The organism is Pseudobythopirellula maris, assembly GCF_007859945.1.
GTDB lineage: Bacteria > Planctomycetota > Planctomycetia > Pirellulales > Lacipirellulaceae > Pseudobythopirellula > Pseudobythopirellula maris.
The window spans coordinates 266,444-280,308 of the sequence record NZ_SJPQ01000002.1 but is presented as its reverse complement, the minus strand read 5'-3'; the positions used below and the strand labels follow the sequence as shown (position 1 = coordinate 280,308).

Below are 13,865 nucleotides of genomic sequence, written 5' to 3'. Positions count from 1 at the left end.
CCCGTGCTGGGGGGATAGCAACTGCGGCCTGCCGCCTTGGCGCTTTGGTGAGCCTGTTGCGACGCCTGTAGCGACTGCGACGGTCGGCGAGCGGCGCCGCCCTGTGCGTGTGCTAGCGGCGCCCGCTTCGCGGCTCACCCCGCGGGCCCCGGCCGGTCGATCCCACCGGATAGCGGCGTGCTGCGCGGCCGTGCGGTGCTGCGCGCTCCCCCCTGTCCTCCCTCCCCACAGCCCATGTTCGAACAGCGCAGCCCGAAGGTCGATCTGCTCGCCCTGGCCCTGGGGGCGCTGGGCGTGTTCCTCGTGATCGCGCTGGTGAGCTACGACCGGACCGACCCGCCGAGCAACCTGGTGTGGCCCCCCACCGGCGTGGTGCACAACGCCTGCGGCGTGGCGGGCGCCCACGCGGCTCATGCCCTGCTGCACACACTGGGGGTCGGGGCGCACTACGCCGTCGGGTCGCTGCTGGTGGTCGTGACGCTCATGCTCACCGGCCGGCCGATCAACCAGCCGATCGTGCGGGCCATCGGCTGGGCCTTGTCGCTGGTGGCCGTGGCGACGCTCGCCACGATGGCCGCCCCCGGCTGGTCGCCCGGGCCGATCGTCGGCGCCGGCGGCGTGGTCGGCGCGATGGGCCGCGCGTGGCTCGAGACGAACTTCGCCGCGGCGGGGGCCTACCTGTTCACTTTCTGCGTGCTGCTGGCCGGGTTGCTGCTGTCGACCGACTACTTCGTGTTCAGCGCGGCGGCCACGGCGACGGCCGTCTCCGGCAAGACGCTGGTCACCGCCGGCCGTCTGGGCGCCACGGCCACCAAGCGGCTCGTCGGCAAGAAGCGGCTCACCGACCTCGACACCCCGCCAAGCGGCAAGAATTCACCCAAAGCGAAACCCGAAGAGGAACTCGCCGACGACGAGGAGTGGGAGGAGGAAGACGCCGAGGAAGAAGCCGAAGACGGCGAGGAGTGGGAGTACGAAGAGGAGGACGCCGAGGGCGAGGAAGAAGACGAAGAGCCCGAGCTGCAAGTCAAAACCCCCGCCAAACAGGCCGCCGAAGAGCCGGCGACGGAAGAAGCACCGGCGGCGGAGCCCACCGCCGCGGGGCTCGGCAAACGGCTCGTCTCGGCGCTGCGCGGCAAGGGCGCGGCCGAGGCCGACGCTGCCGAAGGCGAGGCCAATGATCCCGCCGAAACGGCCCTCACGCCGATCAAGAAGCCGAAGCCCAAGAGCGAGCGCGACGAGATCATCGACAAGCTCGACGCGGCCGACCAGCAGGCGGAGTTCGATTCGGACTACGAGTTGCCGCCCGTTGACTTGCTGCTGCCCGGCGAAGAGGCGAGCTACGACGCCCAGGAGAAGGAGATCCGCCGCAAGGCGAAGGTGCTGGAGAAGACGTTCCTCGACTTCGGCTTCAACGTCAAAGTGGTCGAGGTCGAGACCGGCCCGGTGATCGCCCAGTACGAGGTCGAGCTCGAGGCGGGCCTGCGGCTCTCGAAGATCACCGGCCTGGCCGACGACCTGGCGATTGCGCTGCGGGCGCCGAGCGTGCGCATCGTGGCGCCGATCCCCGGCAAGAACACGGTCGGCATCGAGGTGCCCAACGAGAACCGCCAGCTCGTGCGCCTGCGCGAGGTGATCGAAGAGACCGACGGCCGCGCCAAGCGGATGAAGATCCCGATCTACTTGGGCAAGGACGTCTCCGGCAACCCGATGGTCGTCGACCTGGCGGCCCTGCCACACCTCTTGATCGCCGGCCGCACGGGCACGGGTAAGAGCGTCTGTCTGAACTCGATCATCCTGTCGATCTTGATGAGCCGCGGGCCCGACGAGGTGCGCATGCTGATGATCGATCCGAAGATGGTCGAGCTCAGCGGCTACCGCAAGTTGCCGCACCTGATGCACCCGGTCGTGACGGACATGAAGAAGGCCGAGGCGATCCTCTCCTGGGCCGTCGACAAGATGGAGGAGCGTTACCAGCTGCTCGCCCGCGCCGGGGTGCGGCACGTGAGCGTTTACAACCAGCTGAGCGAGGCCGAGCTGCGCGACCGCCTCGAGCCCGAGGATGGCGCCGAGTGGACCGACGCCGAGTGGTCGCTCGTGCCCAAGCAGCTGCCGTTCATCGTCATCGTTGCCGACGAGATGGCCGACCTGATGATGACCGCCGGCAAGGACGTGGAGGCCCACATCATCCGCCTCGCGCAAAAGAGCCGCGCGGTCGGCATCCACCTGATCCTCGCCACGCAGAAGCCGACGGTCGACGTGATCACCGGCCTGATCAAGTCGAACCTGCCCGCGCGGATCGCTTTCCAGGTCGCCAGCCGCACCGACAGCCGGGTGGTGCTCGACGAGATGGGCGCCGACAAGCTGTTGGGCAACGGCGACATGCTGTTCCTCTCGCCCGGCACGAGCATGCTGCTCCGCGGGCAGGGGACGTACCTCTCCGACGATGAGATCACCAAGGTGGTCGACTTCGTCGGCACCGACGACCAGCAGTTCGCCGCCGAGCTGATGCAGCTCAAGACCAAGGAGGAGCAGGAGCAGGTCGAGGCGGGCGACAAGCCGGGCCTCAAGAACCGCGACGACCTGTACGAGGCCGCCGTCGACGTGGTGGTGCGCGAGGGCCGCGGCAGCGTCTCGCTGCTGCAGCGCTGCCTGGGGATCGGCTACGGCCGTGCGGCCCGGCTGATCGACTTCATGGCCGAGGACGGCATCGTCGGCGAGTACAACGGCTCGCAAGCGCGTGAGATCCTCATCAGCGTCGAGGAGTGGGAGCAGATGTCGGGCGCCGCCGACGGCGAGCCGTCGGCCGGGCCGGCCGAGGCGTCGCCCACCGTGCCGATTGTCCCCGCCGCTGCGCCGGCGGTTTCCTTGGCGAAACTGGCTGCCGAAGAAGCCGCCGTAGAGGAAGACGAAGAGGAAGAAGAGCAAGACGACGCGGACGCCGAGCAAGAGCTGGCCGACGACGAGGAGTGGGAGTACGAAGAGGAGGACGAGGCCGAAGAGGATGAGGAGGAGGCCAAGGCCGGCGACGCCGAGGCCGATGAGGAGCTGGGAGAAGACGAGGAATGGGAATACGAAGAAGAGGGCGAGGCCGAAGAGGAGGACGCCGAGGAAGACGAGGCTGAAGAAGACGGCGAACTGGCCGACGACGAGGAGTGGGAGTACGAGGAGGAGGACGCTGAGGACGAGGTCATCGAGCACCGGGCCGAGAGCGCCTGAGCGTTTGCTTGCCGCCTGGCCTCGCGGCGGCCTACAATAGAACTCAACCTTTTTCCCCACACACGCTGCCGACGCCGCCATGGAGTGGTCCCAAATCCTCGCCGACCCGTCGCTCCGCGACCTGCCGTACAAGATCGAGACCAACGGGTACGGCCAGATCGTGATGAGCCCCGCTTCCAACTCGCACGGCGACCGACAAGTGGCGATCGCCACCTTGCTCGGCCGGCTGTTGCCTGAGGGCCGAGCGATGGTTGAGTGCTCGATCGGCACCCCGTCGGGGGTCAAAGTGCCGGACGTGGCGTGGCGCAGCCGGGCGTTCCTCGACGCCCACACCGGCGAGGACCCTTACAGCCGGGCGCCCGAGGTCTGCGTCGAGGTGCTCTCGCCGTCGAACACGACGCAAGAGATCGACGAGAAACGACGGCTCTATTTCGAGGCGGGCGCCTTGGAGGTGTGGCTCTGCTCGGCGGACGGCGAGATGGCGTATTACGGCCCGGCGGGTCGACTCGAAAGATCGGGCCTGGCGCCCGACGCCCCGGCATCGATCACGCTCGATTGAGCCCCCGGCCAAACGCCACGCCCTTATAACCGGCGCCGCCCGACTTTTTGGCTTCCGCCATGGCGGTCAGCTATGCTTGAGGGAGACATTCGCACTCCCATTTAGCAACCCGCCGACCGGAGGCCCGCCATGCACCGCGCCCTCACCTTGTTTATCCTCGCCGCCACGGCCGTTCCCGCTGTGCTGGCCCAGACCCCGACCCTCGCCCCCCAAAGCGCCGACGCCCCGCCCGCCGCGGTCGAGACGATGCCGCCCCCCGTCCCGACACCGGCTTACGCCGCCGGGGCGCCGATGGCGGCGCCGGCCATCGAGTGCTGCCCGATCCGCGTGGCCGATTACCGCACGCACCGCTCGGCCAAGCGGCTCTACCGCTGCCAGGAGTCGGTCGACCTGACCCTGTGCGTCGACAACCCGGCCGACTGCTGCCGCCAGTACTTCGCCGTGCCGGTTTGCGTGCCGTGCTGCTGCGTCGGCGAGCCGCGGGTGTGCGACACGCGTGTCGGCCTGCTCGGCCGGGGCTACGTGACCTACGCCTGGGATTGCGGTTTCACGGCGACAGTCGCCTTTCGGCCCCTGCACCAGGACGTGATCGTCTCGTACCGGGCCGATTGAGGGCGCCACGCCCGGGCCGATTGACCCGAACCCTGGGGGCAATTAGGCTCTCCTTGCTGGTAGTTCCTTTAAAGAGAGCCTTCTGGCGGGGCCTCCTAGGACCGGTAGGTCCTAGGCTATCGCCCGATTGCTGAAAACCCCTGACGACTACGACCCGAACGCTACGACCCGAACGCTATGACCCGACGCGTAATTATTATCCCGATTCCCCACGCACGGCGGTCTTAGGGCGGTTCGACCTTTCACGGTACAATCCAAAGCCCCGAGGCCCGAAGGCCTCGGGGCTTTTTTTGTTGCTTGGGGAGGTGAGAGGTCGGAGGTCAGAGAACGCCTGGAGGAAACCGTACGATGAGCGAACAACCGAAGATTCGTAGTCACCGCGATCTGAACGTATGGCAACGCGGGATGGAATTGGCCGAGCGTGTGTACGCGTTGACAAGCCGATTTCCTAAGGAGGAGATGTACGGGCTCACCTCGCAGTTGAGACGCGCGTCGGCTTCGGTTCCGGCCAACATCGCGGAAGGGAACGGGCGTGACTCGACGAAGGAATACCTTCGGTTCCTGTCGATTGCGGTTGGATCGCTAGCCGAAGTCGAGACTTTCCTCGAGCTGGCACGCCGCCTCAACTACTGCCCTCAGCCCACTCTCGCCCCCCTGACCGAAGTCCTCGAAGAAGAACGCCGCATGCTCCGAGGGCTGCAACGCTCCCTCCGAGCAAAGCTCGATCAATCACTCTGACCTCCGACCTCTCACCTCCCACCTCTCGATGCACATCGAAATCTACGACACGACCCTCCGCGACGGCGCCCAAGGCGAAGGCGTCAACTTCTCGCTCGAGGACAAAGTCCTCATCGCCCGGCGGCTCGATGCGATGGGCTTCGACTACGTCGAGGGGGGCTACCCGCTGTCGAACCCCAAGGACGCCGAGTTCTTCCAGCGGCTCGTCGCCGAGCCGCTGAAGAACGCCAAGACGTGCGCGTTCGGCATGACCCGCCGCAAGGGGATCGCCGCGGCCGACGACCCCGGCATGAAGGCGCTCATCGAGAGCCAGGCGCCGGTCGTCACGATCGTCGGCAAGACGAGCGAGTTCCACGTGCGCGAGGTGCTGCAGGTCTCGCTCGAAGAGAACCTGGCGATGATCGGCGACACGATCGCCTATCTCGTCTCTGAGGGCCGCGAGGTGATCTACGACGCAGAGCACTTCTTCGATGGGTGGAAGCTCAACCCCGAGTACGCCGCCAAGACGATCCAAGCGGCCGCCGACGCGGGCGCCATCCGCGTGGTGATGTGCGACACGAACGGCGGCTCGCTGCCCGAGGAGGTCGCCGAGCTGACCCGGGCGGCCGCGGCCGCGGTCGAGGTTCCTCTCGGCATCCACACGCACAACGACTGCGAGCTGGCCGTGGCCAACGCATTGGCGTCGGTCGACGCCGGGGCCACCCACGTGCAGGGCACGATCAACGGCCTCGGCGAGCGTTGCGGCAACGCCGACCTGATCTCCGTGGTCGCGAACCTGGCGCTGAAGAAAAAGAAGGGTTACAAGATGCTCGGCGGCGGCGATTCGCAAGCCGACGCCCTGGAGCACCTCACCGAGCTCTCGGGCTACGTGTACGAGATCGCCAACATGCTGCGGCGCGGCGCCCAGGCGTTCGTCGGGCCCAGCGCGTTCGCCCACAAGGGGGGCATGCACGTGCACGCCATCAACCGCGTGGCCGAGAGCTACGAGCACATCCCGCCCGAGAGCGTCGGCAACGCCCGCCGCATCTTGGTGAGCGAGCTTTCGGGCCGGTCGAACATCATCGCAATGACCACGAAGCTCAATCTTCAAGAAGATAAGGCGCTGATGGACGCCGTGCTCAAGGAGGTCGTCGACCGCGAGAACGAGGGCTACCAATACGAGGCGGCCGAGGCGTCGTTCGCGCTGCTGGTGCGCAAGCTGGCCCGCGCCTTCACGCCACACTTTGAGCTCGTCAAATACCACGTCACCACCGAGAGCCGCGGCGGCAGCCCGCTCACCGAAGCGACCGTCAAACTGCTGGTGCACGACCCCGAGGGGGAAGACACCGTCGAGCATCGCGTGGCCGAGGGCGACGGCCCGGTCAACGCCCTGGACGGCGCCCTCCGCAAAGCGCTCAAGGGCCGCTTCCCCCAGCTCGCCGAGATGCAGCTGGTCGACTACAAGGTGCGGGTGATCAACAGCGAGGCGGCCACGGCGGCCAGCGTGCGCGTGGTGATCGAGTCGCGCGACGCCGACGGCGAGACCTGGGGCACGGTCGGAGTCGACGAGAACGTGATCCAGGCGAGCTGGCAGGCGCTGGTCGACTCGATCGAGTACAAGCTGTGCAAGGAAGAGGGGGCGGGGGGCGGGGGTCAGGGGTGAGGGGCGCAGGGGGCGAGCCGCAAACGCCAGCGCCCGAGGAAGGAATCACGCAAAGGCGCGAAGACGCAAAGAAAAAAGACGGTTGAATCGCACTGAGGTCTTTCATGAGCAAGTCACGCTGGCGAGCACCGTTGATCGCACTCGCGATCGTGGCGTCTTTTGTCTTGCTTGCAGAGATGGTTCTCGGTGGCCGGGGCCGGATGACTTCCGCCGTGTCTCCTGACGGCCGCTACCGTATCACGCTCGACGAGGGATCTAATTTCATTGACCGCAACTTTGATTTGCTGATCTGGGACCGCCAAACGTCATCGGAAACCCGTTTCCAGTACCTGCACGATCAATCGCCGCTGATCAAGCGCGAGCACTTTGTGTGGTCGCCCGATTCGAGAATGGCCGCCTTGGTGGGAGATCGCTACTTCACGATTCCCGAAGCGGAGCTGCCCTCGGGGGATTTGATCTGTTTGGTGTACGACGTTCAGGAAAATCTTCTATATGACAATTACGATCATGCCGAACCTAGCGCTGATCGCGTTCCAGCCGAGCGCGCCAAGGAGCTCTTCGGCAACGCCATCCTCGAACCCGCCCCGCCAATCGAATAGTCCCGTCCCTTTGCGCCTTCGCGCCTTTGCGTGAAACTATCCCATCAAGCGATCACGCCAAGACGCAACGCATCCTCGAAGAAGCCATGACCACGACCGCGATCCAAGACCTCCCCGCCCACTACGACCACCACGCCGCCCAGCGCAAGTGGTACGCCTTCTGGGAAGAGAAGGGCTACTTCCACCCCGACCCGAAGGTGGTGCTCGAAGGCAAGAAGAAGCCTTACTCGGTCGTGATCCCGCCGCCGAACGTGACCGGCGCCCTGCACCTGGGGCACGCGCTCAACAACACGCTGCAAGACATCCTCTGCCGCCGCAAGCGGATGCAGGGTTTCGAGGTGCTGTGGATGCCGGGCACCGACCACGCGGGGATCGCCACCCAGGCAGTGGTCGAGCGGCGGCTGCTCGCCGAGGAGGGCGTGTCACGCCACGACCTTGGACGTGAGGGCCTTGTCGATCGCATCTGGGAATGGAAAAAACAGTACGAGGAGCGGATCACCGGTCAGCTCAAGCAGTTGGGCGCCAGCTGCGACTGGCGGCGGCAGCGGTTCACGCTCGACGATCAATGCGCTAAAGCGGTGCGCGAGACCTTTTTCAAGCTCTTCGCCGACGACAAGGTCTACCGCGGCAAGCGGCTGGTGAACTGGGACACGTTCCTGCAGACCGCTGTCTCCGACGACGAGGTGTTTCACGAGGAAGTGAAGGGCCATTTCTGGCATTTTAAGTACCCGGTGATCGACCCCAAGGCGGGCGAGCCGAAGCACGTGACGATCGCCACGACACGGCCCGAGACGATGCTCGGCGACACGACTGTCGCCGTTCACCCCGACCCGGCCGCGCAGCTCGACAAGGTCGAGGCGGAGCTGAAGGAAAAACTGGCCGCCGCGCCGGCGAAGGAAAAACCGCCGATCGAGGCGCAGATCGAGGCGCTCGCCGATCGCCGCAAGACGCACCTGCCGCAACTTGAACAGTTGCGCGACATGGCCGCCCGCGGCGTGATGCTCGAACTGCCGCTCACAGGTCGCCAGATCCCCCTGATTGCCGACGAGTGGGCCAAACCCGAACTCGGCTCGGGCTGCGTGAAGATCACCCCCGCGCACGACGCGAACGACTACGAGGTTTGGCAACGCAATGAGTCGATCGGCGCCATCAACATCCTCAAGCCCGACGGCACGCTGGCCGACAGCGTCCCCGAAAAGTACCGCGGCCTGACGATGCCGCAGGCCCGCAAGGCGGTTGTTGCCGATCTTGAAGCGGCCGGCCTGCACGACCCGGAAACCGACCGCGAAGACCGGCTGATCGACCTCGCCCACTCCGACCGCTCAAAGACGGCGATCGAGCCGTATCTGGCTGACCAGTGGTTTATTCGAATGGGCGACCACTATCAGACTGACGACGGTTTGATATTCGGCCACGAAGGAGAACAAAGCGATTGGAATACGGAGGACCGTGTGCGGCTCGGGGCTTCACTTCGACCGGGGTTAGCTCAATCAGCTATCGAAGCAGTAACTTCGGAATCCGTTCGCATCTACCCGAAGCGGTACTCCAAGACTTACATCGATTGGCTAAGCGAAAAGCGCGACTGGCCGGTTGGACGTCAACTCTGGTGGGGTCACCGTATCCCCGTCTGGATGAAAGTTCTGACAAGCTACAAAGATGGAGATGAAGCCGCGAGTGAGGTTGTCGAATTGCTCACAGGCATCGACAAACGGCTTCGACTAGATGGAATTGATGATCTCGAATGGTCCTGTGCCTCCAGGTGGGACGCTGAGAAGTCTGCTCAACCAACCAGCATTTGTGTTCGTAGAGACGCTTCTGGATTCGCAGCAGAGCTAGAAAAAGAAGGCTTCGTTCAAGACGAAGAAGTCCTCGACACCTGGTTCTCCAGCGCCCTGTGGCCCTTCTCCACAATGGGCTGGCCCGAAGAGACGGAACTCCTCAAGGCGTTCTACCCCACGAGCTGCCTCGTCACGTCACGCGACATCATCACGCTGTGGGTCGCGCGGATGGTGCTGATGGGCGACTATTTGCTGGGGGAAGTTCCCTTCCCCGAGGTCTACATCCACCCGAAGATCTTGGACGGCTTCGGCGAGACGATGAGTAAGTCGAAGGGCAACGGCGTCGATCCCTTGGACGTGATCGATCAGTTCGGCGCTGATGCATTGAGGTTCGGCATCGCCTACCTCACGACCGAGACGCAAGACGTGCGGATGCCGGTCGAGTTCGTCTGCCCGCACTGTGGCGAGACGCTCGCCCAGACCAAGAAGAACCGCGTGCTGCCGCGGATCGATTGCCCCAAGTGCAGCGAGCCGTTCCGCACCCAATGGGCCGAGAAGGAAGAGGATCTCTCGCTCAAGCGCGGGCTGGTCACGAGCGAGCGGTTCGAGCTCGGCCGCAACTTCTGCAACAAGCTGTGGAACGCCTCGCGGTTCGCGCTCACCAACCTGGAGGGCTACAAGCCGGCCGCGATCGGCGCCGCCGACCTGAAGGTCGAAGACCGCTGGCTGCTGAGCCGGCTGGCGACGGTGACTGGCGAAGTTTCCACTTCGCTAGATGAATACCGCTTCGCCGACGCGGCGCGCACGCTGTACGACTTCGCTTGGAACGAGTTCTGCAGCTTCTATATCGAGATGACCAAGGCCCGGTTCGGAGTCGATGGCCCCGACAAGGCGGTCGCCCAGGGGGTGCTCGCGCACGGCCTCGACACGCTGCTGCGGTTGCTGCACCCGATGACGCCGTTCCTCACCGAGGAGGTTTGGAGCTTGATGGGCGAGGTCGTGCCGAAGCGCGGGCTGCCGGCCGCCGAGCGGGCGGGCGAGTCGGTCTGCATGGCCCCTTGGCCCGAGGTGAACGAGGCCGACCGCGACCCGGCGATCGAGCAGCAGTTCGCCGTGTTCCAGGCGGTGCTTGGCGCCGTGCGCGAGGTGCGGCAATCGCAAAACATATCGTTCAAGGAGCCGCTCGAATTTGCCGTGCGGTGCGACACGGCGACAGCAGATCGATTGACGCCGATGCAGCCCTACTTCCAGCAGATGGCCAAGGCGACAGCCGTGGAGCTGGGCCCCGAGGCCGAGGGCGCCCAGATCGTTTCGAGCAAGCCGGTCACCGGTTTCTCGTCAGCGATCGAGGTGCGGGTTGACGTGGCGGCCCACATCGATGTCGATGCCGAACGCAACCGATTGGAAAAGGAACGGGCGAACCTCGAAAAGTTCACCAAGAGCCTCGCCGGCAAGCTGTCGAACGAAAAATTCACGGCCAACGCCCCGGCCGAGGTGGTCGAGGCCGAGCGGACCAAGCTCACCGAGGCCGAGGCCCAGCTAGCGACCATCGCCGCGGCGCTCGGCAAGCTCGGCTGAGGGGCCGACGAATGGGACGCGGATGAACGCGGATCGAGCGGATCCACGCGGATCAAGGAACAGGAGAAGCTCTTCGAGTGGCCCACCGACCACGCTCGGCCGGGGCTGCTTTCCCTCCTTTTTTGATCCGTTTTAATCCGCTCGATCCGCGTTTATCCGCGTCCCATTCTTCTTCACGTTGGCTTGCTGCTTGGCGGACGAGTCGACGGTATACTGGATCTGTCTTCACCGTCCCTACGCAGGAGCCCCTCCGATGCCGGTCGCCATGGAGTTGTCGCGGATCATCATCAGCGAGATCAACGACCAGCAGGTGATCTACCTCAAGGAGCAGGAGGGCGAGCGGACTTTTCCGATCGTCATCGGCATCTTTGAGGCCACCAGCATCGACCGCCGCGTGAAGCACTTCGAGGCGCCGCGGCCGTTGACGCACGACCTGCTCGTGGGTGCGATCGAGGCCTTGGGCGGCGAGCTGCAAGACGTGGTGATCAGCGAGCTGCGCGAGCACACGTACTACGCCAAGCTCCGCGTGCGGCAGGAGGGCGAGCTGATTGAGATCGACGCCCGGCCTTCGGACGCGATCGCCGTGGCCGTCACCTGCGAGCCGTCGCTGCCGATCTTTGTCGCCGAAGACGTGCTGAACGACGTGATGCACGACGCGGAGTAAGAACTCCCCCCTCACCGTCTGGCAGGGGAATTAGCGACGTCGTCCGAAGACCGTCGGCGTGAGGGCAACGCTCGCCAGCAACAGCGTGGCCGGTTCGGGAACCGGCGGCACAAACTCGCCTGAGCCGAAGCTCACCCCAGCAGTCACACACCAGACCGAGACGGCGTTCCAGTCGCCAATCGTCTCGCCTGCCGGTAGGTCGATCTCGAACGGTCCCTCCGTGCCGTCGAAAGACGTCCCCTTGAGCTGGGGGCCGATCTCCAGGCCGTTGTTGTAGGCGACGCCGGAGTCCTCGGCGCCGAGGTAGAAGTAAACGACAATCCCCCCGCCATCGTAGGTGAAATCGTCGACGCGCAGCGTGTCGTCGTCGATCACGGTGAGCGAGCCAGAGACGTTGTGGAAGAGCCCGTCGAGTTCCGCCGTCCAGCCGGCCAGCGGCGCGGCGACGACCGGCGCCGCCACGGCCATCGTGAGGGCGAACGCCATCAGGATCAAAGCGTTTTTCATGTCGGTCTCGTGGCAAGAGGAAACGAGTCTCGGACCTCTTGGCCCCAATCATCTTAACCCCATCGGACGCGGGCGTCGAACAGGAGCGGCGCCGGCCTCGCGTCAGCCGATCACGTCGGCGAACGCCTTTTCCATCGCCTTGAGGCCGGCCGGGCCCTTGGCGCCCTCGACGACCACGCTCACCTGCACCTCGCTGGTGCTGATCAATTCGACGTTGATGCCGGCGTCGGTCAGGGCGCGGAACATGCGAGATCCGACGCCGGTGTGGCTGCGGATGCCGACGCCCGTGACGGTGAGGATCGCCACGCCGGGGTCGACGCTCGAAGCGCCGCCAAAGCGGGCAACGATCTCGGCGGCGACCTCGCCGGCGCGTTGAACGTCGGCCGCCGGGACGGTGAAGGCCACCGCCGTCTTGCCGTCGCGTCCCACGCTCTGGACGATCATGTCGACCACGATGCCGTGGGCGGCGACCGCCTCGAAGATGTCGGCCGCGATGCCGGGCGTGTCGGGCACGGCCGACAGGGTGACCAGCGCCTGCGAGTCGTCGAGCCCGCAGCCGTGGACCGTGAGGTCTTCCATCGCCGAGAGGCGGGCGACCACCGCGGCGGCGTCGGCGCCCTGGACCCGCTTGGCGGCGTGCAGGCAGTCGTCAAAGGTGGCCCGGCCCTCGGGCGCCTTGTCGAGCTCGAACTCGCCGTGCGCCACGCGCAGCGCCTCGGCGCCGCGGTCGCGGCCCACCAGGCAAGAGACCTTGATCGAGCTGGTGGTGATCGCCTGGATGTTGATGCCCGCCTCGGCCAGGGCGCGGAACATGCGATCGGCGACACCCGCCTGTGTGGCCATGCCGATGCCGACGACCGAGACCTTGCTCACGGTGTCGTCGTGCGAGACCGACTCGCAGCCGAGCGTTTCGGCCGCCTCGTGGACCGCGGCGAGCGCCCGCTTGAGATCGACTTCCAACACGGTGAAGGAGATGTCGGCCCGCCCGCCGTCGCCGGCGTTCTGCACGATCATGTCGACCGCGATGTTCTCTCCCGCCATCCGCTCGAACAGCGCAAGGCTCGAGCCGGGCCGGTCGGGCACGCCCGCCACGGTGATGCGGGCCTCGCTCTTGGTGAGCGCCGCGCCGCTCACGGGCCGCTCGGACGACTCGGTCAGCGGGCCGATGATCGTGCCGGGATCGTCGGTGAACACGCCGCTGTTGCGCACGTGGATCGGCACGCAGAATTTCTTGCCGAACTCGATCGAGCGGCTGTGCATCACCCCGGCTCCGAGGCTCGCCAGCTCGAGCATCTCGTCGTGCGACACGTGGCTCATCTTGCGGGCCGACGGCTCGACGCGCGGGTCGGTCGTGAACACTCCGTCCACGTCGGTGTAGATCTCGCACATGTCGGCGCCCAACACGGCCGCCAACGCGACGGCCGAGGTGTCGCTGCCGCCGCGGCCGAGCGTCGTGATGTTCAGGTCTTCGTCGACGCCTTGGAAGCCGGCGGCGATGACGATGTTGCCCTCGTTCAGCAGCCGCTGCATACGCTCGGTGCTGATCGACTGGATGCGGGCCTTGCCGTGCGAGCTGTCGGTCTTCACGCCGATCTGCCCGCCGGTGAGACTCACCGCCTTGCCGCCGAGGTCGTGGATCGCCATCGCCACCAAGGCGACCGAGACCTGCTCGCCGGTGGAGAGGAGCATGTCCATCTCGCGGGCGGCGGGCTCGTCGCACACCTGGCCGGCGAGGTCGACCAAGAGGTCGGTGTTCTTGCCCATGGCGCTCACAACCATGACCACCTGGGCGCCCTGCTGCTGGGCGCGGAGGGCGCGGCGGGCGGCGGCGCGGATCTTTTCGGCATCGGCGACGCTGGTGCCGCCGAACTTCTGGACTACGAGGGACATGCGGAGGGGGGAGGGATCAGGGCTCGGGGATCAGAGGCAGACGCCCCCGCGAACGGGTGGCGAACCCCCTATTGTACTTGCC

Annotated in this window: 10 protein-coding genes; 8 read left to right on the top strand and 2 right to left on the bottom strand. The window is 65.9% G+C overall.

Translation table 11 applies throughout. The annotated features are described in order from the left end of the window. Positions 1–234: 234 nt before the first annotated feature. The 8 genes from Mal64_RS08840 (at position 235) to Mal64_RS08805 (ending at position 11,386) form a co-directional block, all read left to right on the top strand. On the top strand, positions 235–3,216 hold the full coding sequence (locus Mal64_RS08840; RefSeq protein ID WP_146399249.1) for an FtsK/SpoIIIE family DNA translocase: 2,982 nt from the start codon (positions 235–237) through the stop codon (positions 3,214–3,216). Positions 3,217–3,295: 79 nt separating this feature from the next. Further along, positions 3,296–3,775, top strand: coding sequence for a Uma2 family endonuclease (locus tag Mal64_RS08835; RefSeq protein ID WP_146399247.1), 480 nt, complete (start codon positions 3,296–3,298; stop codon positions 3,773–3,775). Between the two features lie 129 nt (positions 3,776–3,904). Further along, positions 3,905–4,387 (top strand): hypothetical protein, encoded by a 483-nt coding sequence (locus Mal64_RS08830; RefSeq protein WP_146399244.1) that lies wholly within the window; start codon positions 3,905–3,907, stop codon positions 4,385–4,387. A 348-nt stretch (positions 4,388–4,735) separates the two neighbouring features. Beyond that, positions 4,736–5,125, top strand: a complete 390-nt coding sequence (locus Mal64_RS08825) for a four helix bundle protein (RefSeq protein WP_146399242.1) — start codon at positions 4,736–4,738, stop codon at positions 5,123–5,125. Between the two features lie 28 nt (positions 5,126–5,153). Further along, positions 5,154–6,767 carry a citramalate synthase gene (gene cimA / locus Mal64_RS08820; protein WP_146399240.1) on the top strand — a complete coding sequence of 538 codons (1,614 nt, stop codon included), beginning with the start codon at positions 5,154–5,156 and terminating at the stop codon, positions 6,765–6,767. 104 nt (positions 6,768–6,871) lie between these two features. Then, positions 6,872–7,366 carry a hypothetical protein gene (locus Mal64_RS08815; RefSeq protein WP_146399237.1) on the top strand — a complete coding sequence of 165 codons (495 nt, stop codon included), beginning with the start codon at positions 6,872–6,874 and terminating at the stop codon, positions 7,364–7,366. 86 nt (positions 7,367–7,452) lie between these two features. Continuing rightward, the gene (locus Mal64_RS08810) at positions 7,453–10,722 is read left to right on the top strand and encodes a valine--tRNA ligase (protein ID WP_146399235.1); all 3,270 of its coding nucleotides are present in this window, start codon (positions 7,453–7,455) and stop codon (positions 10,720–10,722) included. 253 nt (positions 10,723–10,975) lie between these two features. Continuing rightward, positions 10,976–11,386 (top strand): bifunctional nuclease family protein, encoded by a 411-nt coding sequence (locus Mal64_RS08805; RefSeq protein WP_146399233.1) that lies wholly within the window; start codon positions 10,976–10,978, stop codon positions 11,384–11,386. A gap of 30 nt (positions 11,387–11,416) precedes the next feature. Here Mal64_RS08805 and Mal64_RS08800 read toward each other — a convergent pair whose 3' ends face one another. Next, positions 11,417–11,893 carry a DM13 domain-containing protein gene (locus tag Mal64_RS08800; RefSeq protein ID WP_146399231.1) on the bottom strand — a complete coding sequence of 159 codons (477 nt, stop codon included), beginning with the start codon at positions 11,891–11,893 and terminating at the stop codon, positions 11,417–11,419. 102 nt (positions 11,894–11,995) lie between these two features. Next, on the bottom strand, positions 11,996–13,783 hold the full coding sequence (locus Mal64_RS08795; RefSeq protein WP_146399229.1) for an aspartate kinase: 1,788 nt from the start codon (positions 13,781–13,783) through the stop codon (positions 11,996–11,998). Positions 13,784–13,865: the final 82 nt, after the last annotated feature.